The following is a 24,323-nucleotide window of genomic DNA, read 5'->3' as shown; positions in this document are numbered from 1 at the left end:
CGCGCTGCGGGTTAGAGGACCGCATGCCTCCGGCAGGCGCGGCGCAGGCCGGCGCGGCCCTGCTCACCGTGCTGCTGCTGGTCGCGGTGATGGGCGCGCTGCTGGTGGCGGTGCTCGACGACATCCGCTTCGGCCTGCGCCGCACCGGCAACGCCCAGGCGCTGGCGCAGGCGCAGTGGTATGCGCTGGGCAGCGAGGAACTGGCGCGCGCGCGCATCCGCCAGCTCGACCGCGGCGACGGACGCACCACGCTCGAAGGCGGCTGGAACGGCCGCCCGTTCGTGTTCCCGATCGACGGCGGCGCGATGCGCATCCGCCTGGACGATGCCAGCGCCTGCTTCAACCTCAACAGCGTGGTCGAGGGCGCCGTCGGCCAGTGGTCGCGGCGCGAGGCCGGCGTGCAGCAGTACCTCGCCCTACTGCGCGCGCTCGGCATCGCGCCGGCCCAGGCCACGGCGATGGCCGATGCGCTGGTGGACTGGATCGACAGCGACCAGCTGCCGTCCGCGGCGGGCGCCGAAGACGCCGCCTACGCCGGCCGTTGGCCCGGATACCGCACCTCCGGCGCGCTGCTGGCGGAAGTGAGCGAACTGCGCGCGATCGCCGGACACGACGCGGCCGCCTACGCGCGCCTGCGCCCGCACGTGTGCGCGCAGCCCGACAGCGCGCTGTCGCCGCTCAACCCCAACACCCTCGAGCCGGACGACGCGCCGATGCTGGCGATGATCAGCAGCAACGCGCTCGATGCCGCCGCCGCGCGCCGGGTGATCGCCGCGCGTCCCGGCGGCGGCTGGCCCGACGTGACGGCGTTCGCGCAGGCGCTCGCCGTGCCGCTTCCCGACCACGCGCTGCAGCAGCTGCGCCTGCGCACGCGCTATTTCGCGCTGCGCACCGAAGTCGACTACGACGGCGCCGAGGTGGTGCTGAGCGCGCTGCTGGATGCCGACACCGCCGGGCCCGTGCGCCTGGTCGCCCGGCGATGGACCCACGACGAATGAACCACCGCATCCTGTTCCTGCCCGCCGATCCCGCGGCCGAGGCCATCCTGATCGAGGTCGATGGCGACGGGCGCGTGCGCACCCGCGTGCCGTTGCCGCCCGGCCACGCGGCGCCGCCGGCGGGCGCGGTCGCGTCGACCGTGCTGGTCGTGCCGGGCGAGGCGATCCGCATCGACCGGCTCGACCTGCCGGCGCACAGCGCGGCGCAGGCCCGGGCGGCGGCGCGCGCCCTGCTCGCGCCGCGGCTGGCGCGTCCGCAGCCGCTGCATGTCGCGCTCGACGACGCGCGCGCCGGCACGCTGCGCCGCGTGGCCGCCGTGGATGCCGCATTGGTGCAGGCCTGGCTTGACCGCGCCGCCGCCCACGGCCTCGCGGTCGACGCCGCGGTGCCGGAACAGCTGCTGCTGCCACCGCCCGAGGCCCCGGGCGCCGCGCACGTGCTCGTCGCCGGCGACCGCTGGCTGGTGCGGGCCGTGGACCTGGCGTTCGTCGCCGAGCCGGCGCTGGCGGTACGGGTGCTCGGCGACCGCGGCCGGGTGGTGCTGGACGGCGATCCGACCCGCTTCGCGGCCGGCGCCCTGCACCCGGAGATCGACCTGCTGCAGGGCGAGTTCGTCCCGGCATCGAGGCGCGCGCGTCCCGCCGGCCGCAGGCGGCTGGCGTGGCTGGTCGCCGCACTTGTGGCCTCGCCGCTGCTGCTGGTCGCCGCGCACGCGCTGCAGCTGACGCTGGCGGCGCGTGCGCTGGAGGAACGCGCCTCCGCCATCGTCCGCGACGCGCTGCCGGCGACGGGCGCGACCTCGGCGGACGGGCCGGATGGACTCGACGCGCAGCTGCAGGCCGCCCGCGCACCGCGCGCGTTCGCCGCGGCCACCGGCGCGCTGTTCGCCGCGGTGGCCGCGCAGCCGGGCGTGCACCTGGTCGAGTTCGAGTACCAGCGCGGCGACCGCGTGCGGGCGGTGCTCGCGCATCCGCGCGCCGAGGACCTGGAGACGCTGCGCGCCACCCTCGCCGGCGATGGCTGGCGGCTTGTCGAAGGCGGCAGCCGCGCGGGCGAACGCGGCCTGCGGACCGCACTGTCCCTGGAGCCCGGCGCATGAGTCCGATCGCCCGCTCCGCCGGCTGGTGGCGCACGCGCGCGCCCCGCGAACGCGCCATGCTGGCGCTGATGGCGATCCTGCTCGCGGCGTTCGCCTGGTGGTACGGACTGCTGTGGCCGCTGCGCGCGGTGCGCGAGCACGCCGGCGCGCGCTACGACCGCGCGGTGTCCGCGCTGCAGGCGGCCGAGGCCGAAGTCGCGTCGCTCACGGCGCACGGCGGCGACGGTGCGCGCACCGTGGCGCCGGACGGCGAGGCGCTGCAGCGGCGCGTGCTCGACAGCGCGCGCGCCGCGGGCCTGGCGCCCAGCCGGCAGCGCACCGCCGCCGATGGCGCGTTCGTGCTCGAGTTCGAGCGCGTCGCCGCGCCGGCGCTGTTCGGCTGGCTCGGCACGCTGGCCGGCGACGGACTGGCGCCGGCCTCGCTGCGGGTGGAGCCGGCCGACGGCCGGCTGCGCGCGAGCGTCGGCTTCGGCGGAGACGGCACGTGAGCCGGCGCCGGCTCGCGCTGTGGTTCGTCGCCGCGCTGGCGCTCGGCGTGGTCGTGTGCGTGCCGCTGCGGCTGCTGCTGCCGCGGTTGTCGTTGCCGGCCGCGCTGTCGGCGACGCGGGTCGAGGGCGCGGTCTGGTCCGGACGGCTGCGCCAGCTGCACTGGCACTCCACCCCGCTGGGCGACATGCACCTGGGCCTGTCGCCGCTGCCGCTGCTGGCGGGGCGGCGGCAGGTGTGGATGCGCGGGCCCGCGCTGTCACTCGTGCTGTACACCGGCCCCCGGCGGGGGCTGCGCGAGGCCGACGGCGTGCTGCCGCTGCCGGCGCTGTCGGGACTGGCGCTGCGCGCGTCGCTGGAAGGCGCCGGCCTGCTGTTCGACGACGCGGGCTGTCGCGAGGCCGGCGGGCGGGTGCGGGTCGAGATCGCGTCCGCGGACGATGCGCTGGCGCCGCTCATCCTCGCCGGCGCGCCCGCATGCGAGGGCCGCCGCGGCGTGCTCGCACTCGTGCCCGAGCAACCGGGCGGGCCGCTGCACGTCGAGGCACGGCTGGAGGTCGACGGCGACGGCGCCTGGCGCGTCGAAAGCCTGGCCCGCAGCGACGATCCCGCGCTGCGGATCGCGCTGCTGGCCGCCGGCTTCCAGCAGGCGCCGGGCGGGTTCAGCCGGGTCGACGCCGGCACGCTCGCGGACTGAGCGCGCCGGCGCCGGCGCAGGCCGTCAGAACGCGAACTGCGTGCGCAGCGCGTACTGGCCGGTCTCGTCGCCGTTGAAGCCGTTGTCGCCGCGGGTGTAGTTGAACATGAAGCGCAGCGCCGGGTTGACGTAGTAGTTCACGCCCAGCAGCCAGCTGCTCACGTCGAGGTCGGCGATGTCCCTGTTCTCGATCGCGTCGTAGCGCGCGGTGAGTTCCCACAGTCCCGCGCCGGCGACGGGCGCCGAACCGAACACGCCGGTGCCGGCCTTGTACGGCTTGTGGCCGCCGTTGAGGTGCCAGCTGCCCTGCAGGTACCAGGTGGTGACGTCCTGGTCCGGTCCCAGCGGCTGGCCGAACGCGGCGTTGGCGTACTCGCCCTGGAAGAACAGCGGGCCGAAGGCGCCGGCCGCCTCCACGCCGTAGGCGGTGACCTCGTCGCCGCTGGCCCCGCTCACGGTCGCGATCGCCTGCGACGGGCCGCGGCGGCCGGCGTAGTTGACCGAGGCCACCAGATCTGCCGAACCCTGGTTCGCGTTCTCCTGGCTGGCCCATGCGCCGAAGTGCAGCGTGGCCTGGTCGGTGGCGATCGGCGCGAAGGTCACGCGCCCCGCGTAGCCCACGCCCTCGTTGCGGGCGCCGCTGGCGCCGCGCAGGTTGAACGCGCTGAAGCCCGCGGTGTAGTTGTCCCCGGCGCGCAGGTAGCCCACGCCCTGCTGGAACTGGCGGCCGTTGAACAGGCCGGTGGCCGAGGCGAAGGGACGCTCCATCATCAGCAGGTCGTTGGAGCTGGTGAGCTCCTCCATCGAGCGGTACGGCTTGAAGTGGCCGATGGTGAACCTGCCGCCCAGCGCTTCGCGTGCGATGTAGGCGTCGCGCAGCCCGTCGAGGTTGCTGCCGGCGGCGAAGTCCTGCTCGAGCTTGTAGTCCCAGCCATAGGCCTTGCCCTGCAGGGTCAGGCGCGCGCGGCGGAACTCCGTGGTACCGGCAGGCTCGGCCTGGTCGCGGTCGAAGGCGTAGGCGTCGAAATGGATGCGGCCGCCGAGCGAAACCTCGAACGCCTTGTCGGCGGAGGTCACCTTGAGGCCACCTTTCGTGGCAACCACCGGCTGCGGCGACGTGGTCTGGGCAACCGCCGCGGCGGGCGCCGCAGACGCATCATCGGTACGGGTCTCGAGTTCCTGGACCCTGGCCGCGAGCGCGGCGATCTGGGCCTTGAGTTCGGCGATCTCCTGCGCCTGCGGCGATTGCGCGGCGGCGGGGGCGCTGACGACCGCAAGCGTGGAGACGACAACGGTAGCGAGGAGCGAATGGCGCATGGGGGCATCCCGGAGTGGTGACGGCGCGAGGCCGAGGGGCGGTGGCCGGATCGAAGCGCGCAGGCGCGCTGTGGAGGCAGGCAGCGCGGAGAATGGGTCAGTGACGTGTCAATTTGATGACACGGCTGTCATATGACAGTCCGGCGTCTGTGGGCTTTCCGCGCCGTGACCGCCGCACGCCAGCCTTGGCCGCTTGGGACGCCACCCCGCGAGCCAGCGGCCACCGGCCGATGTCACGCGAGCGTCATCGACGCTGAATGCCCCTGTCATCGCAGGGCGGTCCAATGCATTCCACGGAAGCGTCACCGGACACCCGCCGGTCCTCTCCCCTGGCGGTACGCCCGGCGCTTCCGACCGATCCGATCTCCCTCTCCTCAAGACGGCACCTCCCATTGCGCGGGCCTCCGGGCCCGCTTTTTTTCGTGCCCCGGCCCCGTGCGAAGCGCCGGGCGGCGGATGGGCGCCGCGCAGTCATACGCCTGTAACAAAAACATCATTTCATGTGGCCATCCCGCCAGGCACGCCCTGGTCCGCTCCAGGAGCTCGCACATGAACACCCGTCCTGCCCGCTTCACCGTCCTCGCCCTGTCGGCCGCGCTGTTCGCCAGCGCGTGCTCGCCCGGCAATGAGTCCACGCCCGCCGGCCAGGCGCCCGCCGCCGACGGCACTGCGGGTGCCCCGGCCGGAGATCGCATCGACGCGGAAATCTCGGGCGCCGGCGCATCCTTCATCTATCCGCTGGTCTCGCGCTGGTCAGCCGACTACAACGCCGCCACCGGCGCCAAGGTCAACTACCAGTCGATCGGTTCGGGTGGCGGCATCGCCCAGATCAAGGCCGGCACGGTCGATTTCGGATCCAGCGACAAGCCGCTGCCGAGCGAGGAACTCGCCGAAGCCGGACTGGGCCAGTTCCCCTCCGCGATCGGCGGCGTGGTGCCGGTGATGAACCTCGAAGGCATGGCGCCCGGCCAGCTGCGCCTGACCGGCCCGGTGCTGGCGGACATCTTCCTCGGCAAGATCACCACCTGGAACGATCCGGCCATCGCAGCGCTGAACCCAGGCACCACCCTGCCCGACGGCAAGATCAGCATCGTGCACCGGTCGGACGGCTCGGGCACCACCTTCAACTTCTCCAACTACCTGTCCAAGGTCAGTCCGGACTGGAAGGCGAAGGTCGGCGAAGGCACCTCGCTGCAGTGGCCGACCGGCGTCGGCGGCAAGGGCAATGAGGGCGTCGCCTCCTACGTGCAGCAGATCAAGGGTTCGATCGGCTACGTCGAGCTTGCCTACGCGCTGCAGAACGGGATGCCGTACGCCTCGATGCAGAACGCCGCCGGCAACTGGGTGCAGCCGAACGACGAGAGCTTCGCCGCGGCCGCCGCCACCGCGGACTGGGCCAATGCGACCGACTTCAACCTGGTGATCACCAACGCCCCCGGCGCGGACGCCTGGCCGATCACCGCCACCAATTTCATGCTGATGCCCAAGCAGCCGAAGGACCCGGCGCGCAGCCGCGCGACGCTGGACTTCTTCAAGTGGGCCTTCGAGCAGGGCCAGGCGCAGGCGACCGAGCTGCACTACGTGCCGCTTCCGGCTGAACTGGTGTCCCAGATCGAGGCGTACTGGGCCGCGGAATTCAAGTGATGCAACCGGCCGCGCGCGCGCCGTGCGGCCGTCGCGGCTATACCCCACCGGGTCCGGGCGGTTCGCCGCCCGGCCAGGCGGTGCTCCGGTGTCCGCCCGCCCTCTCCCTCCCGGGGCGCCGGACATGGGGGTCCCGCCCCGGCGGGGATGACGGCCCTTCTCCCATCCCGGATACCGCATGAACGCCGCCACGATTCCCGCTCCCAGCAGCGACCGCGACGTCAGGGACGCCCGCAACGACCGCCTGTTCCGCTGGGCGCTGGCGTCGACCGTGGTGTTCGTGCTGCTGGCGCTCGCAAGTGCGGCGCTGTCGATGCTGTGGGGCGGGCGCGACGCACTCGCCTCGCAGGGGCTGAGCTTCTTCTTCTCCGCCGACTGGAACCCGGTCGAGAACAGGTACGGCGCGCTGGCGCCGATCTACGGCACGATCGTCACCGCGGTCATCGCGATGCTGATCGCGGTGCCGGTGAGCTTCGGTATCGCCTTCTTCCTCACCGAGGTCGCGCCGCGCTGGATGCGCGGACCCGTCGGCACGGCGATCGAACTGCTGGCCGGCATCCCCTCGATCATCTACGGCATGTGGGGCCTGTTCGTGCTGGTGCCGGTGATGACCGAGCACGTGACGCCGTGGCTCAACGACCACCTCGGCACGATTCCGGGCCTGGGCGTGCTGTTCCGCGGCCCGCCGCTGGGCATCGGCATGCTCACCGCCGGCTTCGTGCTGGCGATCATGGTGATCCCGTTCATCTCTTCGGTGATGCGCGAGGTGTTCCTCACCGTGCCTACACGGCTGAAGGAGTCGGCCTACGCGCTCGGTTCCACGCGCTGGGAAGTCAGCTGGGACATCGTGCTGCCCTACACCCGCTCGGCGGTGATCGGCGGCATCTTCCTCGGCCTCGGCCGGGCGCTGGGCGAGACCATGGCGGTCGCGTTCGTGGTCGGCAATTCGGTGCGGCTGTCGCCCTCGCTGCTCGAGCCGGGCACTACCATCGCGGCGCTGATCGCCAACGACTTCGGCGAGGCCACCGAAACCTACCGCTCGGCGCTTCTGCTGCTGGGATTCGTGCTGTTCATCGTGACCTTCGTGGTGCTGGCGATCGCGCGCTTCATGCTGATGCAGCTCGCGCGCAGGGAGGGCAACTGATGTCCGCCGTCACCCCGCGCGAGCACGCGATCGCCGACCGGCTGTACGCCAGGCGCCGGTTCGGCAATGCGCTGGCGATCGTGCTCGCGGTGCTGACCGCGGCCTTCGGCCTGTTCTTCCTCGGCTGGATCCTGTGGACGCTGGCCAGCAAGGCCATCGGCGGCATCAACTGGGCGCTGTTCACCCAGATGACGCCGCCGCCCATGCAGGAGGGCGGGCTGCTCAATGCGTTCTTCGGCAGTGCGGTGATGTGTGCGATGGCGATCGGCATCGGCACGCCGCTGGGCGTGGCCGCCGGGACCTGGCTGTCGGAATACGGCAAGGCGCGCAAGGTCGGCACTGTCGTGCGCTTCGTCAACGACATTCTGCTCTCGGCGCCGTCGATCGTGCTGGGCCTGTTCGTCTACACCCTGATCGTGATGCAAACCGGGGGGCGGTTCTCGGCCCTGGCCGGATCGATCGCGCTGGCCTTCATCGTGCTGCCGGTGGTGGTGCGCACCACCGACGAGATGCTGCAGCTGGTACCGGTGCAGATGCGCGAGGCGGCGCTGTCGCTTGGGGTACCGCAGTGGAAGGTCATCGTGCAGGTGCTGTACCGCAGCGCCTCGGCCGGCATCGTCACCGGCATCCTGCTGTCGCTGGCGCGCATCTCGGGCGAGACCGCGCCGTTGCTGTTCACCGCCTTCGGCAACCAGTACTGGAACTCCAACGTGCTGCAGCCGATGGCGAGCGTGCCGGTGGTGATGTACCAGTACGCCGGCAGTCCTTACGAATCCTGGCAGCAGCTGGCCTGGGCCGGCGCGTTCGTGCTGACCGCGTTCGTGCTGCTGGTGAGCCTGTCGGCGCGCGCGCTACTGTTGCGCAACAGGATCTCCCATGACTGACCTTTCCCTGGACCCGTCCATGAACGATCTTCCCCCCGCGGTCGCGCACCAGCGCATCAACGTGGCCACGCAGCAGCGCGGCGCGCTGGCGCCGATGCCGACCAAGATCTCGGTCCGGGGCCTGGACTTCCACTACGACAAGTTCCACGCGCTGAAGAACATCAGCCTCGACATCCCCGAAAAGCGCGTGACGGCGCTGATCGGCCCGTCGGGCTGCGGAAAGTCCACGCTGCTGCGGATCTTCAACCGGATCTACTCGCTGTATCCGAAGATGCATGCGACCGGCGAGATCCTGCTCGACGGCGAGAACATCCTCTCACCGAAGTACCCGATGAACCGGCTCCGCAGCAAGGTCGGGATGGTGTTCCAGAAGCCGGTGCCGTTCCCGATGACGATCTACGAGAACGTCGCCTACGCCATCCGCCACCACGAGAAGCTGTCGAAGAAGCAGCTCGACGAGCGCGTCGAGCATGCGCTGCGCCAGGGCGCGCTGTGGGACGAGGTCAAGGACAAGCTGGGCCAGAGCGCACTGGGCCTGTCGGGCGGCCAGCAGCAGCGGCTGTGCATCGCGCGCGCGGTCGCCCTGCGCCCGGACGTGCTGCTGCTGGACGAGCCGACCTCGGCGCTCGACCCGATCTCCACCAGCCGCATCGAGCAGCTGATCGAGGAGCTCAAGCTCGACTACACCATCGTCATCGTCACCCACAACATGCAGCAGGCCGCGCGCGTGTCCGACTTCACCGCCTTCATGTACCTGGGCGACCTGATCGAGCACGACACCACCGAAACCATCTTCTCCAACCCCTCGAAGCAGCAGACCGAGGACTACATCACCGGCCGCTTCGGGTAAGGCAGGCCGCCTGCGCGGCACTGCCGCGCGGCCTGCCGAACGCCTGGCCCGGGATGGCCGGGCAGGACGATCCGGAGCCCGCACCGTCCCGCCATGGACGGCTGCGACAAAACCGAACAACACTGGAACCGCCACCGCCATGATCAGCCAACCCCACGACCACATCGTCAAGAGCTACGACGAGGAGCGCCAGCGCCTGATCGGCGAGATCCTGCGCATGGGCGAGATGGCCGCGTCCCAGCTGGAAGCGTCGCTGGACGTGGTCGAGCGCCGCGACGACAAGGCCGCGGCGCGCATCGTCGAGAACGACGAGGCGATCGACGCGCTGGAGCACGAGGTCAGCCAGGACGTGATGAAGCTGGCGCTGCGGGGGCCGCTGGCGCGCGACCTGCGCGAGATTCTCGCCGCCCTGCGGATCGCCTCGGACATCGAGCGCATCGGCGACTATGCCGCCAACGTCGCCAAGCGCTCGACCGCACTCAACGCCTCCCCGCCGCTGCCGCACACCCGCGGCCTCAACGCGCTCGGGCAGCTGGTGGTGCAGCAGATCCGCGACGTGCTTGCCGCCTACGCGAACAACGACGCCCAGGCCGCGCAGCGCGTGCGCGCGCAGGACGCCGAGGTCGACACCCTCTACACCGGGCTCTTCCGCGAGTTGCTGACCTACATGATGGAGGACGCGCGCGTGATCACGCCCTGCACACATCTGCTGTTCATGGCCAAGAACCTCGAACGCGTCGGCGACCACGCCACCAACATCGCCGAGAACATCTGGTTCCTGGTGCATGGCGACGATGCGCTGCCGCCTCGCGAGAAGCGCGACGCCACCAGCGTCGCGACCTGATGTTGCGCCGCGTCATGGCGTCGATCTGACTTCGGCCTGAACGCGCGCGGCGGCGCGTCGCCCCCACCGCCGCGCAGACCTCGACCACCGCTTAATGTCGCGCTGGCCACACTGTGGCCGGCGGCGTCCGGCCGCGCCACGCTCCCCCGCCGCACCGGCATCCGGTGCGTGTCGCGTGCCGCGATCGACGCTTCCGCCCCCGTCTTCATCCCGTCCGCGGAGCGATCCGCCACCCGAGGAACCTGTCATGACCCAGTCCAGCCACAAACCCGCCGCCGTCGCCATCGGAACCGCGCTCGCCGGCGGCCTGCTGCTGTCCGGCTCCGCGTTCGCCGTCACCCCGCTCGCGCAGGGCTACCTGCTCGGTGCCCAGGACGCAGCCGCCACCGCGGAAGCGAAGGCCCATGAAGGCCAGTGCGGCGGCGAAAAGGCCAAGGCCGAGGGCAAGTGCGGCGAAGGCAAGTGCGGCATGGCGCAGGCCGACACCGACAAGGACGGCCGCATCTCGCGCGCCGAGTTCGAGGCCGCGCACCCGGGGAAGACCGCCAAGTTCGCCGGCATCGACGCCAACGCCGACGGTTTCATCGACCAGGCCGAGCACGATGCCCACCAGGCGGCCCGCAAGACCGACATGGAAGGCAAGTGCGGCGAAGGCAAGTGCGGCGGCGCCGCCTGAGGCGCTGATCGTCCATCCGGCCATGCGTCCCCCTCCGCCGCTGCCGGAGGCGAGCGCGGGCATCGGCCTGCGGCGCGGACTGCTGTCCGCGCTGCAGGCTGCCGAACGGGGCGACTTCGACTTCCTCGAATGCGCGCCCGAGAACTGGATCGGGGTCGGTGGCCGCCTGGGCGCCGCCTTCGAGGCGCTGGCCGAACGCCACCCGATCACCTGCCACGGCCTGTCGCTGTCCCTGGGCGGTACTGCGCCGCTGGACGAGACCTTCATCGCCCGCGTCGGCCGCTTCCTCGACCGTCACCGCGTGCCGCTGTACAGCGAGCACCTGAGCTGGTGCAGCGACGACGGCCACCTGTACGACCTGCTGCCGCTCCCGTTCACCGAGGAGGCGGTCGAACACGTGTCCGCGCGCATCCGGCGCGTCCAGGACCTGCTCGGCCGCCGCATCGCGATCGAGAACGTCAGCTACTACGCCGCCCTGCCGGCCCCGGGCGCGGCGACGCTGGACGAGGCCACGTTCGTCGAGGCGGTGCTCGAACGCGCCGACTGCGGCCTGCTGCTGGACGTCAACAACATCCACGTCAACGCCACCAACCACCGCTACGACGCGCTGGACTTCCTGCGCCGCATGCCGTCCGAACGCATCGCCTGCTACCACATCGCCGGCCACCACGACGAAGCCCCTGACCTGAAGGTGGACACCCACGGCGCCGCCGTCCGCGACCCGGTGTGGGACCTGCTCGCCGAGGCCTACCGCGTCCACGGCGTGCGCCCGACGCTGCTCGAGCGCGATTTCAACTTCCCGCCGTTCGAACAGCTGCTGGGCGAAGTCGACGGCATCCGTCGCCTGCAGCAGACGGGCGGCGCGGCGCGGCGTGCCCATGGCTGAGGCCGACGCGCCCGGAACGCTGCGCGAGCAGCAGTTCGCGCTCTCGCGCCACCTGCGCGATCCCGCGTCCGCGGCAGCGCCCGGCGGGATCGAGGACCGGCGCCTGGCGATCTACCGCGACCTGCTCTACAACAATCTGCAGAGCCTGCTGGCGGGCAACTTCCCGGTGATCCGCCGCACCCTCGCCGACGCCGACTGGCATGCGCTGGTGCACGCGTTCTACGCCGGCCACCGCTGCCGCACGCCGCTTTTCACGGAGATCGGCCGCGAGTTCGTGCGCTGGCTGGAGACGCGGGACGCGCCCGATCCGGACCAGTGGCCGTGGCTGGCGGAGCTGGCGCACTACGAATGGGTGGAACTGGCCCTGCAGATTTCCGACGCCGAGGCCGGCCCGGTGGACCGGCTCGCAGACGATCCGCAGCCCGACGCGGCGCTGCTCGAGCGGATCCCGGTGCTTTCGCCGCAGGCGTGGGCGCTCGCCTATCGCTGGCCGGTGCACCGGATCGGCCCCGGCCACGTGCCGTCCACGGAACCCGGGCAGCCCACCCTGCTGCTGGTGCGGCGCGATACAGCCGGTGAGGTCCGGTTCGCGGAGATCTCGCCGCTGGTGTTCCGCCTGCTCGAACGGCTGCACCCGGGACACGCCACCGGGCGCGTCTGCCTGCAGGCGCTGGCGGAGGAAGCCGGGCTCGCGCCCGACGCGTTGCTCGACGAAGGGCGCGCCATGCTGCTGCGCCTGCACGCCGAAGGCACGCTGCCGGGCGTGCGCGGGGGTTGACGCCGCGGCCTCGCGGCAAGATCCGCGGTCACGCCCCGCTTCGCCGCGAAGCGCCGGGACGAAGGATCGGCGGGCGCGATTCGCGCGTACGCGTGACGCGACGGCGGACGCCAGGCGCTCCTGCACGAATTCGCCCTCTGCTAGTCTTCCGCGATGGATCCCGCCGTCGCCCCCAGCCCTCCAGTCAGCCCCCTTGCCAAACGCTTCCGCGGCTACCTGCCGGTGGTGGTGGACGTGGAAACCGGCGGCTTCGACTGGAACCGCCACGCGCTGCTCGAGATCGCCGTGGTGCCGATCGACGTCGATGAAGGCGGTGCGCTGGTGCTCGACACGCCCGCGAGCGCGCACGTCGTGCCCGCGCCCGGCACCCAGATCGACCCGCAGTCGCTGGAAGTGACCGGCATCGACCTCGACCACCCGTTCCGCTTCGCCAAGCCCGAGCGCGAGGCGCTGGACCACGTGTTCGCCACCGTGCGCGCGGCGGTGAAGAAGCACGCGTGCCAGCGCGCCATTTTGGTCGGGCACAACGCGCATTTCGACCTCAACTTCGTCAATGCCGCGGTCGCGCGCAGCGGGCACAAGCGCAACCCCTTCCATCCCTTCAGCGTGTTCGACACCGTGACCCTGGCCGGCGTGGCCTATGGCCAGACGGTCCTCGCGCGCGCGGTCCAGGCGGCGGGCTTCGCGTGGAGCAGCGAGGACGCGCACTCGGCGCTATACGACGCCGAACAGACCGCGAAGCTGTTCTGCAACATCGTCAATGCCTGGCCGCCGCGGGCCTGAGCGCCGGATCGCGCGCGATGCCGAGCCTAGACCCGGCATGAACATCCACTGTGCTTGACTGCGGGCGTCCCTCGAACGGAGATGCCCCGATGCCGATCACTCGCGCCAAGGCGAGCCGCCTGCTCAACCAGTCCGAGATGGGCCTGTACGACGACAGCCGGGCCAACGGCCTGCGCGACCTCGACGCCAGGGCGCTGACATCGCGCGTCAAGCGCGCGCGCACCGCCCGCGATCGCGCGCGCGACCTGGTGCAGAAGCAGAAGCTCGCTTCGCGCGCCCGCACCGGCAGCAAGCGCGGCGCCAGCGGCGCGGACAACCAGCGCAGCAAGGACAAGGCCGAACTGACGGCCGACATCCTCAAGCGCTTCGAGCAGCAGCTCAGGACGGTGGAGCGGGCCGACCGCGAGGAGGCCAAGGCCGCGAAGAAGTCCGCGAAGGCCCAGGCTCCGAAGCGTGGATCGGCCGGCGCGGTGGCGAAAAGCTCGGCTGCGCGCAAGGCGGGTTCAAGCCGGTCCGCTGCAAAAAAGACCGCTGCGAAGAAGTCGGTCGCGAAGAAGCCCGTCGCGAAGAAGGCCACCGCCAGGAAGGCCGCTGCCGCCACGCCCGCTGCCGGCACCCGGGCGACGAAGCAGACGACGCGGTCGTCGACTACACCGGCCACCGGGAACCGGGCAGGCAAGGCCACCGGCGGCAGCGGTGCGCAGAAGGCCACCGGCCGCACGTCGTCGACGGCGGCGGGCACCGTACGCAAGGCGGCGGCAGCATCGCCGTCGAATGCGAAGAAGACGCGCACGCGCGATGCGTCCAGGCCGACGGCTCCCGGCAAGAAGGCGCCGCGCAAGCGCCGCATCACGCCCGAACAGGCGCTGGAGCAGACGCGGGCCCTGCTCGAGGCCAAGCAGGCGCACGATGCCGAGCCCAGGCCGTGGCAGGACCTGCCGACCGGTCCGGCGGTGGCCGGCGAGCCCGGCTTCCAGTCCGATGCCGCCGCCCGCCGCGCCGCACGACTGCACGCCGCGGAGGCGCGCATTCCCGCCATCCAGGGCAGCGTCAGCACCCGCGACCGCATCAACCAGGGCAAGCGCGACCACCGCGGCGGCAGCGACTGACCCGTCCCGCCATGCCCGGCGTCAGCCGGGCGTGGCGAGCTTGAGGCCGATGATGCCGGCGAGGATCAGCCCCAGGCTGACCAGCCGGCCAGGGTTCGCGGGTTCGCCCAGCAGCACGATGCCCAGGATGGCGGTGCCCACCGCGCCGACGCCGACCCAGACCGCGTAGGCGGTTCCCAGCGGCAGCGACTTCATCGCCACGCCGAGCAGCCACAGGCTGATGGCCATGGCCGCGACCGTGCCGAGCGTGGGCCACAGGCGGGTGAAGCCATCGGTGTATTTCAGGCCGACGGCCCAGCCGACTTCGAACAGCCCGGCGAGCAGCAGGATGATCCAGGACATGGGCACCTCCATCGATCGACGGGGTCGTCCCCGGAGACAGGATGCGCCGAAGCGGCGGCACGGGGTCGTCCCCGGCCGGCCGATCTTCCCATGCGCGTGGCTTCGCCAAGTGACCCGGGCATGACCCGGGGAGGCGCTCAGTCGCGATGCGGCGCGGGTGCGCGCACCAGCCGGTAGCCGCACACGAGCAGCCAGCCGACGAGCAGGAAGAACAGCGGCGCGCGGAACGCGAGCCAGGCCGACGGCAGCAGCGCGGCGGCGCCCAGCAGGCCGAGCAATGCCCGGCCGCGGCCACCATCCCGACGCGGCGCGAACGAGTGCAGGAACAGCGCAAGCAGCATGAGGCATGCGCCCGCCAGTCCCAGCCAGTCCTGCCACTGCAGCGATGCCAGCATCCCGTGTCCTCCTCGTCGTCGCTCAGCTGCGCTGGCGCACCGCTTCGAACAGGGTCACGCCGGCGGCCACCGAGACATTGAGACTCTCCACGCCCGGCGAAGTTTCCACGCCGGGCATCGGGATCGACACCAGCTGGTCGCAGTGCTCGCGCGTCAGGCGCCGCAGGCCGTCGGCTTCGCCGCCGAGCACCAGCGCCACGTTGCCGGTCAGGTCGAGCGCATACAGCGATGCGTCGGCGCCGCCCACCAGGCCGTAGATCCACACCCCCAGCTTCTGCAGCTCGGCCAGCGTGCGCGAGAGATTGGTCACCCGCACCACCGGCACGCTGTCGGCCGCACCGGCGGACGTCTTGCGCACGGTGGCGTTGACCTGCACCGCCTTGTCCTTCGGGATCACCACCGCGGTGGCGCCCGCGGCCGCCGCGCTGCGCAGGCAGGCGCCGAGGTTGTGCGGGTCCTGCACACCGTCGAGCACCAGCAGCAGCGCACGCCCCTGCGCCTGCTCCACCAGGCCGGGCAGGTCGCCTTCGTCGAGCGTGGTCGCGGCGGCGTAGCGCGCGGCCACGCCCTGGTGCCGCGTCGCGCCGGCCACGCCGTCGAGCGCCTGCTGCGCTACCCGCCGCACGTCGATGTCACGGCGGCGCGCGAGCTGCTCGATCTCGGCCAGGCGCGGATTCTTCGCGCCCGCCTCCACCAGCACCTCGCGCACGTGCTCGGCGTCGTGCTCGACGGCCGAGGCGACTGCGTTGATGCCGACGATCCACTGGTTCTGTCTGGACATTGACTCTCGTTCGCGATTCGAAGCCGGTGCCGACGGAGGCGGCGGGCCGGGATTGTCGTTGCCGGACTGGAGGGAATCCAGCCAGGCAGGTCATGGCGACACTGGAGCCGCGCGCACCTGGATCCGTGCGCGCTGCCGGCCGCGCCGCCGCGCGGGTCCCGCAGTCGGCCGCGGGCGACCCGCAGCCGCTTCAGTACTTCTGCTTCTTCCGCTTCGCCGGCTGTCCGCGCGGCGGCGGCGTCTTGGCGTCGCGCGATTCCGCCAGCCGGAAATCGATCTTGCGCTCCTCCAGGCTGGCCTTGAGCACCACGATGCGCGCGCGGTCGCCGAGCCGGAACTCGCGCGCCGTCCGCTCGCCGGTGAGCGTCTTGCGCACCGGGTCGAAGTGGTAGTAATCGTTCGGCAGCTGGGTCACGTGCACCAGGCCGTTGACCTTGGACTGGTCCAGCTCGATGAACAGCCCGAAGCTGGTGACGCCGCTGATCGTGCCTTCGAACTCGCCGCCCACGTGCTGTTCCATCCACGCCGCGCGGTAGCGCTCGTCGACCTCGCGCTCGGCCTCGTCCGCGCGGCGCTCGCGCTCGGAGCACTGTAGCGCCAGCGACGCCATCTCGCGCGGGGTGTGGAAGTTCTCGCGCTTGCCGCGCGCCAGCGCGTGCTTGATCGCGCGGTGCACCAGCAGGTCCGGGTAGCGCCGGATCGGCGAGGTGAAATGCGCGTACGCCTGCAGCGCCAGGCCGAAGTGGCCGATGTTCTCCGGCGAGTACACGGCCTGGCTCTGGCTGCGCAGGATCACCGATTCGAGCAGGGTCGCGTCGGGGCGTTCGCGCACCTTCTTCAGCAGGTTGGCGAAGTCCTTGGGCACCAGCCGGGCCCAGCCGGGCATGCGCAGCGCGAATTCCTTCAGGAACTCCAGCAGGTCGGCGTACTTGGATTCGGGCGGCTTGTCGTGGATGCGGTACGGCGCGGGGATCGCCGCCTCCAGCAGGTACTTCGCGGCCTCGACGTTGGCCGCGATCATGCATTCCTCGATCAGCTTGTGCGCATCGTTGCGCACCAGCATCCCGGCCTGGGTGACCTCGCCGCGGTTGTCGAGCACGAACCGCACCTCGGACGACTCGAACTCGATCGCGCCGCGCCGGGCGCGCGCCTTGGCGAGCGACTGGTAGAGCTGATGCAGGCGCTCGACCTGCGGCAGCAGCGTGCCCACCTGCGCGCGCGCCTCCCCGTCGCCCTCGCCCACCGCCTTCCAGACCTGGGTGTAGGTGAGTCGCGCGTGCGAGTTCATCACCGCCTGGTAGAACTCGGACGCGACCACTTCGCCGTCGCGGTCGACCTGCATGTCGCACACGAAGCACAGGCGGTCGACCTTCGGGTTGAGCGAGCAGATGCCGTTGGACAGCGTCTCGGGCAGCATCGGCACCACGAAGCCGGGGAAATACACGCTGGTCGCGCGCAGCTGGGCCTCGTCGTCCAGCGGGGTGCCCGGGCGCACGTAGCTCGAGACGTCGGCGATCGCCACCACCAGGCGGAAGCCGGTGCGGTTGGGTTCGCAGTAGACCGCGTCGTCGAAGTCCTTGGCGTCCTCGCCGTCGATCGTGACCAGCGGCAGCGCGCGCAGGTCGACGCGGCCGGCGGCGGTGGCGGCATCGACCTCCAGCGGCACCGCCGACGCCTCGGCCAGCACCTCGGGCGGGAACTCGTGCGGCAGTTCGTGGCCGTGGATCGCGGCCTCGACCACCAGCGACGGGGTCAGCGCGTCGCCGAGCACCGCCAGCACCTTGCCGATCGACGGGCGGCGGGCGTCGGCCGGTGTGGTGATCTCGCACACCACCAGCTGTCCGTGCTGCGCCTCCAGGCGCGCATCGGTCGGAATCTGGATGTTGCGCTGGATGCGGCGGTCGTCCGGCACCACGAAGCTGATGCCCGACTCGACGGTGAAGCGCCCGATCAGCCGGTTGAGCCGGCGCTCGAGCACTTCCACGATCGCGCCCTCGCGGCGGCCGCGGCGGTCGAGCCCGGTGACGCTCGCCATCGCCCGGTCGCCATGCATCACCTTGCGCATCTCGGCCGGCGGCAGGAACAGGTCGTCGCCCACGCCCTTGTCCGGACGCAGGAAGCCGAAGCCGTCGGGGTTGGCGATCACCGTGCCGGAGATCAGGTCCAGTTGCTCGGCCGGCACGTAGCCGCCGCGGCGGTTCTGCAGCAGCTGGCCGTCGCGCACCATCGCCGCCAGGCGCTTGCCGAGCGCGTCGGCGCGGTCGGGCGCGGTCAGTTCGAGCTGCTCGGCCAGCATCTGCGCGGTGAGCGGACCATCGGCGGCGGCCAGCAGGTGCAGGATCGCCTCGCGGCTCGCGATCGGCCGCTCGTAGCGTTCCGCCTCGCGCTGTGCATGGGGATCGCGGAACCCCTTGTCGGCGGACGCGCGGCCCTGGCGCCGATCGCCGCCCCCGGCAGGCTTCGCGGCCGCCTGGACCTCGGGCATCCAGCCCGGCATCTTCGAGTCCCTGCGCCTGCCGCTGCCGCCCCGTCCGCCCTGCGGACCCTGCCCGGACGCTGGCGTGCCGCCCCGTCCCGTACCGCGGCCACCGCCGCGCTTGCCTGGAGTTTTCGTCATCCGTGGAATGGTACACGCGGCCGGTCCCCGGCCCGTGCACGGACGCGTTGACTTTGCCGCCGACGCACCGCAACATACGCGGCCACCTGCCCAGGTGGCGGAATTGGTAGACGCACTAGTTTCAGGTACTAGCGGGTAAAACCGTGGAGGTTCGAGTCCTCTCCTGGGCACCAGATCGCGATACCGGACCCCGTCGTCCGGTCGCTGAAATACCCCGCCAAGTGCGGGGTTTTTCATGTCCGCGATCCGCGCGCCGCGCCCGTCACGCACGTCCCCCGGCGCCGCCGTGGCCTTCGACGACGACGCGTCGCCAGCGGCGGCGGCCGCCCAGGCTGCGGCTGGTGTTGACCCTCCGGTCACGACCGCCGGCGCAGCATCGCGACCAGATCCGCCAAGGAGATCCGCGATGACCGCACGGCTCGCCCTGTCCACCCTGGCCCTCGCCCTGCTCGGCGCGTGCGGTTACGACGCCACGCCCCCCGACGCGCCGGCCGAACGCGACGCCCCCGCCGCCACCGCGCCCGTCCCGGCCGATGCCTACGCCGGACCCGCGCAGCCCATGCTGGTGCGCGAAGGCGATCCGCCCCATCTGGCCGATGCCAGCGGCGCGGCGCTGTACGCGCTGGAAGGCAACACCGACGGCAGCGCATGCGACGCGGCCTGCGAACAGGTCTGGCCCCCGGTCATCAGCGACGCCGCGCAGCCGGTGGGCGCCGACGGGGTGGATCAGTCCGCAGTCGCGACGCTGCAGGGCCGCGACGGCCGCAACCACGTGACCTACGACGGCCAGCCGCTCTATCGCTATGCGGGCGACCGTGGTGCCAATACCACCACCGGCGAGGACGTCGAGGACCAGTGGGGCCGCTGGCGTCTGGTGAGGCTGGACGCGTCGGCGCCGGCACCGGGCGGCTGACGCGCAGGAGCGTCTCACCGGTCGTCGGGGTCGGCCTGTGGTGGTTCGCAGCCGGTGACGCCATCCGCGTTACTCGCGCCGAACACCATCGCCGTGCGGCGGCGGACCGGCGCATCGTCCATCGCTGCCTTCGGTGGTCGGCGGTCATGGCCCGCCTGTCGCCATCCGCTACTCGCCTCGGCCCACGGGGCCGCGCGCGGTTGCCGGCAGGTCCACAAACCTGCCGATCTCACAGCGTCGGCTGCCACGCTGCCCGGTGCAGGCGATACCGGGCGAGCATCGCGTCCGGCAGCGCGTGGGACACGTCCAAGCCGAGGGCGGGCCAGGCATCGAGCACGTCGACGACGCGCGACCAGAGCGCCGGCGGCACGAGCGCGTCGCGCGGCACGTCGCGCAGGCAGGCATCCACCCATTCGAACAGCCGTGCCTCCTCGGCCTGCAATCGCGCGCGCCACCAGTCGCCGGCGGGCAGCCACGCCGGGTGCCCCAGTGCGGCATCGGCGGCCGCCGCGTCGCACAGCCGCGCCCATGCCCCCCGATACCACTCGGTGCCGCCGCCGGCGCGCGGCAAAACCGTCAGGGGCGCGGGCGCGCGCCAGGCCCGCAGCGCGCGATGCAGGGCCGTCTCGCGGCGACGCGCCTCGCGCACGCTGTCGAATGCCAGCAACAGGCTGCGTTCCAGGTCGAAGCATTCGTAATAGCGGCTCGCGAACGCCCGCACCCGCGCCAGCGGATCGACCGAGATGCCGACCTTGGCGATGTCCTCGTGCAGCAGCGGCAGCAGGTAGAGGTGACAGGTGGACATGGCGGTGCACGGTCGTCGGTCGCGCCGATGGTACGGCGCGGCGGTCGCGTCCCTTGCGAGCGCGGCGAAGCATCCGGCGGCGGCGTGAACGCGTTGCGATCACTGCGGCGCGGCCCGATCTGCTTCACCTGCTTCGCGCGGCCGGCTTCCTAGAGTCGCCGCTCCCCACCCCCCAGGAGCGAGCCATGGCGGTCAAGACCATCGAAGACCTGTTCATCCACGAACTTTCCGACATCTACAGCGCCGAGAAGCAGCTCACCAAGGCCCTTCCGCGCCTGGCCAAGGCCGCCGACGCGGAGGAACTGGCCAGCGCGTTCGAGGCCCACCTGGAAGAAACGCGCGGACAGATCGAGCGGATCGACCAGGTGGTGGAACTGCTCGGCGTCCGGCTCAAGCGCATCAAATGCGCGGCCATGGAGGGACTGGTGGAGGAAGGCAAGGACGTGATCGACACGATCGATGCCGGCCCGCTGCGCGATGCGGCCCTGATCGGCGGCGCACAGAAGGTCGAGCATTACGAGATCGCGGCCTACGGCACGCTGTGCGCGCTGGCGAAGCAGCTCGGCTACCGGGATGCGCTGCCGCTGCTCAAGGAAACGCTCGAGGAAGAGAAGGCGACCGACCAGAAGCTCACCCTGCTGGCCGAGGGCGGCGGCAACCGGCGCGCCGCGGCGCAGGCCGCCTGACGCCTGCAGCCGGCCGCCGCGATACGGCGGCCCGGGCCGCCGGCGCGGACGCGCGGACCCTCACTCCCAGCGCAGGACGCAGTGCGCGGCGAGTGTCTCGCCCGGGCGCAGCATCGCGTCCGGCTGCAGGTTGAACGCGTCGGGTGGCGCGGTTTGCGGCTCCACGCAGGTCGCGGCCACCGTGCCGTCGTACACCACCCAGTCGCTGCAGGCGGACGAGACGCGCAGGCGCTGGCCGGCGCGATGCAGCAATACGTCGCGACGGTTGACGAAGCAGTCGTCCCACGGCCCCGGCCGCACCGGGCCCGGCGGCAGCAGCGCGATGCCCTCGGCGTCGCGCGGGTACATGGCGTCCGGCGTGAATTCGAGGCGCTCGGGCTTGAGGAACCAGGGATGCCAGCCGATCGATGCCGGCATCGCGTGCCCGTCCGCGGTCACCGACAGGCTGAGGCGCAGCTGCCGGTTCCCCAGCTCGAAGCGCTGCCGCGCGACGCCGCCAAAGGGCCAGCGATGGTCGCGCGGCAACGCCAGTTCGAGTTCGACGTGGCGCTCGCCCTGGCCGGTCACCTGCCACGGCATCAGGAAGCCGACGCCATGGATCGCGTGCGGCCCGAGGTTGACCGGCAGCTGGTGGCGCTCGCCCGCGAACGCGAAGCGTCCGTCCCGGATGCGGCCGCACCACGGCACCATCGGGTAGCAGCCCCAGGCGATCGCGGCGGTGGCCCCGTGCGCGCCCCAGGCCAGCAGCTGGTCCACGCCGTCGCACCGGATCTGGGCGATGCGCCCGCCCGCGGCGGCGGCGGCGTCGAGCTCGATTCCGTCCGCGGCGATCGCCAGCAGCGGGCCGGGCGGGAGTGGCGAGGTGGGCGTCAGGTCGACGCCCGCGCCCGCCGCCTCAACCGCCATACGGATGCAGGGTGCGGATGCGGCCGTCGGCGCCGTGCTCGATTTCCACCACCTTCGCCGAGCGCAGGTGGGTCACGCCGCCGGACAGGATCGAGTCGTGGTAGTACAGCCACCAGCGGCCGTCGAACTGCACGATCGACTGGTGCGTGGTCCAGCCGACCACCGGTTCGAGGATCCGTCCCTGGTAGGTGAACGGCCCGTAGGGGCTGTCGCTGGTGGCGTAGCACAGATAGTGCGTGTTGCCGGTCGAGTACGACAGGTAGTAGCGCCCGGCGTGGCGGTGGATCCACGGCGCCTCGAAGTAGCGGCGGTCGTGGTCGTCCGCGCGCAGCGGCAGGCCGGCTTCGTCCACGATCAGCACCTCGCGCGGCGCCTCGGCGAACCGGCGCATGTCCTCCGCCAGGCGCGCCACGCGCGGTCCGAGCGCGGGCGCATCGCCGGTGGGTTCCTCGTGCGCGGCGTCGTAGCGGTTGTCGCGGTACTTCTGCAGCTGGCCGCCCCAGATGCCGCCGAAATACATGTAGTGCGCGCCGTCCTCGTCTCCGTACACGGCCGGGTCGATCGAATAGCTGCCTTCGATCGGCTCGGGGTCGGGCGTGAACGGGCCCTCCGGCCGGTCGCCGACCGCGACGCCGATCTGGAAGATGCCGTCGGCACGCTTGGCGGGGAAATACAAGTAGTAGCGGCCGTCCTTCGTCGCCGCATCCGGCGCCCACATCTGGCGCTCGGCCCAGGGCACGTCGTCCACGCTCAGCGCCACGCCGCAGTCGGTCGCTGGCGCGGTCGGCGAGTCCTGCCGCAGCACGTGGTAGTCGCGCATCTGGAAGTGGCCGCCGTCGTCGTCGAACGCGGCGCCGGCCTCGATGTCGTGCGAGGGATAGATGTAGATCCGCTCTTCGAACACGTGTGCCGACGGGTCGGCGGTGTAGATGTGGGTGACGAGCGGCTGCGACAGCGCCTTCGCCTTCAGCGCCTCGAGCTGTTCGGGGGTGTAGTCCTGGTCTGCCATGTCGGGCCTCCGTGGGTCAGGCGCGCTGGCCGGCGCGGCGCTCGGCGAGTTCGCGCTCGATGCGCGATTCCATCGACTTGTCGATCCGGTAGAAGAACATCAGCGCCACCCCGAGCAGGAACGGCAGCGAGCAGTACACGCTCATCGAGAAGCGGATGCCGTCGACGGTGTCGGGCGACTGCAGTTCGGCCCCGGCCACGTAGTTGTAGCGGGCGAGGATCGCGGCGACCAGCGCGCCGCCCACCGCCAGCCCCACCTTCAGCCCGCACAGGATGGCCGAGAAGATGATCGCGGTGGCGCGGCGGTGGTTCTTCCATTCCGAATAGTCGGCCACGTCCGCCACCATCGCCCACAGCAGCGGGATGGTGATGCCGTAGAAGAAGCCGTGCAGGATCTGCGACAGGAACACCAGGCCGATCGCGTCGGGCGGGAAGAAGTAGAACGCGAGCAGGAACAGGGTCGAGACGAACAGGAACACCCCGAACACGTTGCGCTTGCCGAAGCGGTCGGCCAGCGGCTTGGAGAAGCCGATTCCGACGATCATGCAGAGGATGCCGCCGGCGTTGAACAGGCTGAAGGCGGAGGTCGGCGCGTCCTCGGGCCACTGGAACGCGGTCAGCCCCATGCCCGTGAGCAGGGCGTTGAGCCCGGCGATGAAGCCGTTGAAGCCGATGTCGTCCAGGAACGCGGCCAGCGCCGGTTCGCTGAGGTAGTACTCGAAGTAGTACACGTAGGTGCCACCCTTCAGCGCCAGGGTGATGAACACCAGGATCGTCAGCAGCAGCATCACCATCCACGGCCGGTTGCGCGCAAGGTCGGCCAGGTCCTGGCGCAGGTCGGACTTCTGCTCCGGCGGCGCGAGCACGCGCTCGCGCGTGGTGAAGAAGGTGATGAACAGGAAGATCGTGCCCACCACTGCGAACAGCAGCATGGTGTTGTGGAAGCCCTGCACGCGGTCGCCGTCGCCCAGGATCAGCACCAGCGGCAGCAGCAGGGCCTGCACCACCAGCTGCGCGATCATCACCGCCACGAAGCGGTAGGCCGACAGGCTGTTGCGGTCGGACATGCTGCCGGTGAGCACACCGCTCAGCGCCGAGTACGGCAGGTTGTTGGCCGCGTACACCAGCACCAGCAGGGTGTAGGTCGCCGCGGCGTAGAACACCTTGCCCTGCGGCCCGAGGTCGGGGGTGCTGAAGGCCAGCAGCGCGAGCACGCCGAATGGCACCGCCGTCCACAGGATCCACGGCCGGAACTTGCCCCAGCGCGTATTCGTGCGGTCGGCCATCACCGCCACCAGCGGGGTGAACACGAACGCGCCGAGCAGGCCGACCACGAAGATGATCGTCGCCGCGGTACTCGCGGGGATGCGGTAGATGTCGGTGTAGAAGAAGGCCAGGAACGTCATCAACGTCTGGAAGATGAGGTTGGCCGCCAGGTCGCCGAGGCTGTAGCCGACCTTCTCGGTGACCGACAGCCTGTCCGCGCGGGTGCTCTGGGCAATGCTCATGGCGATGGGAATGATCCGTGTGTCGTGCGTGTTCGTAACGATTGAAACCGGTGCGATGCAGATGCGCCGGCGTCCCCTGCGACACGGCCGCCTTCCGGCGGCCGTGTCTCGAAGGATCGCATGTTCGCCGTGCCGCCGGGACGCCCCTGTGCAAAAAAATCACGAC

The 24,323-nt window shown here is 71.4% G+C and carries 25 protein-coding genes and 1 tRNA gene; 17 read left to right on the top strand and 9 right to left on the bottom strand.

Features of this window, described 5'->3' with window-relative positions:
- Positions 1-23 precede the first annotated feature (23 nt).
- The 4 genes from gspK to gspN are packed head-to-tail and all read left to right on the top strand — an operon-like array spanning position 24 to position 3,281.
- Complete coding sequence (gene gspK, locus QFW80_RS09190; RefSeq protein WP_280601484.1) at positions 24-998, top strand: type II secretion system minor pseudopilin GspK; 975 nt, start codon at positions 24-26, stop codon at positions 996-998.
- Positions 995-2,098, top strand: coding sequence for a type II secretion system protein GspL (gene gspL / locus QFW80_RS09185; protein ID WP_280601483.1), 1,104 nt, complete (start codon positions 995-997; stop codon positions 2,096-2,098). Before gspK ends, gspL begins: the two co-directional genes overlap by 4 nt.
- On the top strand, positions 2,095-2,586 hold the full coding sequence (gspM, locus tag QFW80_RS09180) for a type II secretion system protein GspM (RefSeq protein ID WP_280601482.1): 492 nt from the start codon (positions 2,095-2,097) through the stop codon (positions 2,584-2,586). Before gspL ends, gspM begins: the two co-directional genes overlap by 4 nt.
- Positions 2,583-3,281: a type II secretion system protein N gene (gspN, locus tag QFW80_RS09175; RefSeq protein ID WP_280601480.1), complete on the top strand. Its 699-nt coding sequence runs from the start codon at positions 2,583-2,585 to the stop codon at positions 3,279-3,281. Before gspM ends, gspN begins: the two co-directional genes overlap by 4 nt.
- 24 nt (positions 3,282-3,305) lie before the next feature.
- Here the strand turns inward: gspN and QFW80_RS09170 are convergent, their stop codons facing one another.
- Entirely contained in the window at positions 3,306-4,598 is a 1,293-nt protein-coding gene (locus QFW80_RS09170) for an OprO/OprP family phosphate-selective porin (protein ID WP_280601478.1), read from the bottom strand.
- A 549-nt stretch (positions 4,599-5,147) separates the two neighbouring features.
- On the opposite strand from QFW80_RS09170, the gene pstS reads away from it, so the two are divergent.
- The 10 genes from pstS to QFW80_RS09120 all read left to right on the top strand — a co-directional run bounded on the left by pstS (position 5,148) and on the right by QFW80_RS09120 (position 14,196).
- The gene (pstS, locus tag QFW80_RS09165; RefSeq protein WP_280601477.1) at positions 5,148-6,242 is read left to right on the top strand and encodes a phosphate ABC transporter substrate-binding protein PstS; all 1,095 of its coding nucleotides are present in this window, start codon (positions 5,148-5,150) and stop codon (positions 6,240-6,242) included.
- 178 nt (positions 6,243-6,420) lie between these two features.
- Positions 6,421-7,386, top strand: coding sequence for a phosphate ABC transporter permease subunit PstC (pstC, locus tag QFW80_RS09160; protein ID WP_280601475.1), 966 nt, complete (start codon positions 6,421-6,423; stop codon positions 7,384-7,386).
- A complete protein-coding gene (gene pstA / locus QFW80_RS09155; protein ID WP_280601474.1) occupies positions 7,386-8,270 on the top strand; it encodes a phosphate ABC transporter permease PstA in 885 nt (294 codons plus the stop codon). Before pstC ends, pstA begins: the two co-directional genes overlap by 1 nt.
- Positions 8,271-8,289: 19 nt before the next feature.
- Positions 8,290-9,120: a phosphate ABC transporter ATP-binding protein PstB gene (gene pstB / locus QFW80_RS09150; protein WP_425603539.1), complete on the top strand. Its 831-nt coding sequence runs from the start codon at positions 8,290-8,292 to the stop codon at positions 9,118-9,120.
- A 139-nt stretch (positions 9,121-9,259) separates the two neighbouring features.
- Positions 9,260-9,964, top strand: a complete 705-nt coding sequence (gene phoU / locus QFW80_RS09145) for a phosphate signaling complex protein PhoU (RefSeq protein ID WP_280601473.1) — start codon at positions 9,260-9,262, stop codon at positions 9,962-9,964.
- A gap of 247 nt (positions 9,965-10,211) precedes the next feature.
- The gene (locus QFW80_RS09140) at positions 10,212-10,640 is read left to right on the top strand and encodes an HvfA family oxazolone/thioamide-modified RiPP metallophore (RefSeq protein WP_280601471.1); all 429 of its coding nucleotides are present in this window, start codon (positions 10,212-10,214) and stop codon (positions 10,638-10,640) included.
- 22 nt (positions 10,641-10,662) lie between these two features.
- The gene (locus QFW80_RS09135; protein WP_280601470.1) at positions 10,663-11,526 is read left to right on the top strand and encodes an HvfB family MNIO-type RiPP peptide maturase; all 864 of its coding nucleotides are present in this window, start codon (positions 10,663-10,665) and stop codon (positions 11,524-11,526) included.
- Entirely contained in the window at positions 11,519-12,304 is a 786-nt protein-coding gene (locus QFW80_RS09130) for an HvfC family RiPP maturation protein (protein ID WP_280601468.1), read from the top strand. The genes QFW80_RS09135 and QFW80_RS09130 overlap by 8 nt, the downstream gene beginning before the upstream one ends.
- Before the next feature lie 153 nt (positions 12,305-12,457).
- Complete coding sequence (rnt, locus tag QFW80_RS09125) at positions 12,458-13,087, top strand: ribonuclease T (protein ID WP_280601466.1); 630 nt, start codon at positions 12,458-12,460, stop codon at positions 13,085-13,087.
- A gap of 89 nt (positions 13,088-13,176) precedes the next feature.
- Positions 13,177-14,196 carry a hypothetical protein gene (locus QFW80_RS09120; RefSeq protein WP_280601465.1) on the top strand — a complete coding sequence of 340 codons (1,020 nt, stop codon included), beginning with the start codon at positions 13,177-13,179 and terminating at the stop codon, positions 14,194-14,196.
- A 21-nt stretch (positions 14,197-14,217) separates the two neighbouring features.
- On the opposite strand, the gene sugE is transcribed toward QFW80_RS09120, so the two are convergent.
- The 4 genes from sugE to rnr all read right to left on the bottom strand — a co-directional run bounded on the left by sugE (position 14,218) and on the right by rnr (position 18,331).
- Positions 14,218-14,538: a quaternary ammonium compound efflux SMR transporter SugE gene (gene sugE, locus QFW80_RS09115; protein ID WP_280601464.1), complete on the bottom strand. Its 321-nt coding sequence runs from the start codon at positions 14,536-14,538 to the stop codon at positions 14,218-14,220.
- 137 nt (positions 14,539-14,675) lie between these two features.
- Positions 14,676-14,933 (bottom strand): CBU_0592 family membrane protein, encoded by a 258-nt coding sequence (locus QFW80_RS09110; RefSeq protein WP_280601463.1) that lies wholly within the window; start codon positions 14,931-14,933, stop codon positions 14,676-14,678.
- Positions 14,934-14,955: 22 nt separating this feature from the next.
- Positions 14,956-15,714: a 23S rRNA (guanosine(2251)-2'-O)-methyltransferase RlmB gene (rlmB, locus tag QFW80_RS09105; RefSeq protein ID WP_280601462.1), complete on the bottom strand. Its 759-nt coding sequence runs from the start codon at positions 15,712-15,714 to the stop codon at positions 14,956-14,958.
- A gap of 190 nt (positions 15,715-15,904) precedes the next feature.
- Positions 15,905-18,331: a ribonuclease R gene (rnr, locus tag QFW80_RS09100; RefSeq protein WP_425603532.1), complete on the bottom strand. Its 2,427-nt coding sequence runs from the start codon at positions 18,329-18,331 to the stop codon at positions 15,905-15,907.
- Between the two features lie 88 nt (positions 18,332-18,419).
- On the opposite strand from rnr, the gene QFW80_RS09095 reads away from it, so the two are divergent.
- Together QFW80_RS09095 and QFW80_RS09090 are read left to right on the top strand one after the other, a co-directional pair.
- Positions 18,420-18,504 (top strand) — tRNA-Leu (locus QFW80_RS09095).
- Between the two features lie 233 nt (positions 18,505-18,737).
- Complete coding sequence (locus QFW80_RS09090) at positions 18,738-19,244, top strand: COG4315 family predicted lipoprotein (RefSeq protein ID WP_280601459.1); 507 nt, start codon at positions 18,738-18,740, stop codon at positions 19,242-19,244.
- Between the two features lie 229 nt (positions 19,245-19,473).
- On the opposite strand, the gene QFW80_RS09085 is transcribed toward QFW80_RS09090, so the two are convergent.
- Positions 19,474-20,049, bottom strand: coding sequence for a GIY-YIG nuclease family protein (locus tag QFW80_RS09085; RefSeq protein WP_280601458.1), 576 nt, complete (start codon positions 20,047-20,049; stop codon positions 19,474-19,476).
- A 185-nt stretch (positions 20,050-20,234) separates the two neighbouring features.
- Here QFW80_RS09085 and QFW80_RS09080 point away from each other — a divergent pair, with 185 nt between their 5' ends.
- Positions 20,235-20,735, top strand: a complete 501-nt coding sequence (locus tag QFW80_RS09080) for a YciE/YciF ferroxidase family protein (RefSeq protein ID WP_280601456.1) — start codon at positions 20,235-20,237, stop codon at positions 20,733-20,735.
- Between the two features lie 60 nt (positions 20,736-20,795).
- Here QFW80_RS09080 and QFW80_RS09075 read toward each other — a convergent pair whose 3' ends face one another.
- From QFW80_RS09075 to QFW80_RS09065, 3 genes are read right to left on the bottom strand one after another with little or no spacing between them, the layout of a single operon-like run.
- Positions 20,796-21,641, bottom strand: coding sequence for an aldose epimerase family protein (locus tag QFW80_RS09075; protein ID WP_280601454.1), 846 nt, complete (start codon positions 21,639-21,641; stop codon positions 20,796-20,798).
- Positions 21,631-22,650, bottom strand: a complete 1,020-nt coding sequence (locus QFW80_RS09070; protein WP_280601453.1) for a glycoside hydrolase family 43 protein — start codon at positions 22,648-22,650, stop codon at positions 21,631-21,633. Before QFW80_RS09070 ends, QFW80_RS09075 begins: the two co-directional genes overlap by 11 nt.
- A gap of 16 nt (positions 22,651-22,666) precedes the next feature.
- Positions 22,667-24,157 carry an MFS transporter gene (locus tag QFW80_RS09065; protein ID WP_280601452.1) on the bottom strand — a complete coding sequence of 497 codons (1,491 nt, stop codon included), beginning with the start codon at positions 24,155-24,157 and terminating at the stop codon, positions 22,667-22,669.
- Between the last annotated feature and the right edge of the window lie 166 nt (positions 24,158-24,323).

This window comes from Luteimonas rhizosphaericola, assembly GCF_029888045.1.
Lineage (GTDB): Bacteria > Pseudomonadota > Gammaproteobacteria > Xanthomonadales > Xanthomonadaceae > Luteimonas > Luteimonas rhizosphaericola.
This window is presented reverse-complemented; position numbering and strand designations above follow the sequence as displayed.

Coding starts and splice junctions, on each gene's coding strand:
- QFW80_RS09130 (WP_280601468.1), top strand. CDS start 11,519: ATGGCTGAGGCCGACGCGCCCGGAACGCTGCGCGAGCAGCAGTTCGCG.
- pstS (WP_280601477.1), top strand. CDS start 5,148: ATGAACACCCGTCCTGCCCGCTTCACCGTCCTCGCCCTGTCGGCCGCG.
- rlmB (WP_280601462.1), bottom strand. CDS start 15,714: ATGTCCAGACAGAACCAGTGGATCGTCGGCATCAACGCAGTCGCCTCG.
- gspL (WP_280601483.1), top strand. CDS start 995: ATGAACCACCGCATCCTGTTCCTGCCCGCCGATCCCGCGGCCGAGGCC.
- gspM (WP_280601482.1), top strand. CDS start 2,095: ATGAGTCCGATCGCCCGCTCCGCCGGCTGGTGGCGCACGCGCGCGCCC.
- pstC (WP_280601475.1), top strand. CDS start 6,421: ATGAACGCCGCCACGATTCCCGCTCCCAGCAGCGACCGCGACGTCAGG.
- QFW80_RS09070 (WP_280601453.1), bottom strand. CDS start 22,650: ATGGCAGACCAGGACTACACCCCCGAACAGCTCGAGGCGCTGAAGGCG.
- QFW80_RS09110 (WP_280601463.1), bottom strand. CDS start 14,933: ATGCTGGCATCGCTGCAGTGGCAGGACTGGCTGGGACTGGCGGGCGCA.
- QFW80_RS09080 (WP_280601456.1), top strand. CDS start 20,235: ATGGCGGTCAAGACCATCGAAGACCTGTTCATCCACGAACTTTCCGAC.
- rnr (WP_425603532.1), bottom strand. CDS start 18,331: ATGACGAAAACTCCAGGCAAGCGCGGCGGTGGCCGCGGTACGGGACGG.
- pstA (WP_280601474.1), top strand. CDS start 7,386: ATGTCCGCCGTCACCCCGCGCGAGCACGCGATCGCCGACCGGCTGTAC.
- QFW80_RS09170 (WP_280601478.1), bottom strand. CDS start 4,598: ATGCGCCATTCGCTCCTCGCTACCGTTGTCGTCTCCACGCTTGCGGTC.
- gspK (WP_280601484.1), top strand. CDS start 24: ATGCCTCCGGCAGGCGCGGCGCAGGCCGGCGCGGCCCTGCTCACCGTG.
- QFW80_RS09140 (WP_280601471.1), top strand. CDS start 10,212: ATGACCCAGTCCAGCCACAAACCCGCCGCCGTCGCCATCGGAACCGCG.
- QFW80_RS09135 (WP_280601470.1), top strand. CDS start 10,663: ATGCGTCCCCCTCCGCCGCTGCCGGAGGCGAGCGCGGGCATCGGCCTG.
- QFW80_RS09085 (WP_280601458.1), bottom strand. CDS start 20,049: ATGTCCACCTGTCACCTCTACCTGCTGCCGCTGCTGCACGAGGACATC.
- QFW80_RS09120 (WP_280601465.1), top strand. CDS start 13,177: ATGCCGATCACTCGCGCCAAGGCGAGCCGCCTGCTCAACCAGTCCGAG.
- sugE (WP_280601464.1), bottom strand. CDS start 14,538: ATGTCCTGGATCATCCTGCTGCTCGCCGGGCTGTTCGAAGTCGGCTGG.
- QFW80_RS09065 (WP_280601452.1), bottom strand. CDS start 24,157: ATGAGCATTGCCCAGAGCACCCGCGCGGACAGGCTGTCGGTCACCGAG.
- QFW80_RS09090 (WP_280601459.1), top strand. CDS start 18,738: ATGACCGCACGGCTCGCCCTGTCCACCCTGGCCCTCGCCCTGCTCGGC.
- pstB (WP_425603539.1), top strand. CDS start 8,290: ATGAACGATCTTCCCCCCGCGGTCGCGCACCAGCGCATCAACGTGGCC.
- rnt (WP_280601466.1), top strand. CDS start 12,458: ATGGATCCCGCCGTCGCCCCCAGCCCTCCAGTCAGCCCCCTTGCCAAA.
- phoU (WP_280601473.1), top strand. CDS start 9,260: ATGATCAGCCAACCCCACGACCACATCGTCAAGAGCTACGACGAGGAG.
- QFW80_RS09075 (WP_280601454.1), bottom strand. CDS start 21,641: ATGGCGGTTGAGGCGGCGGGCGCGGGCGTCGACCTGACGCCCACCTCG.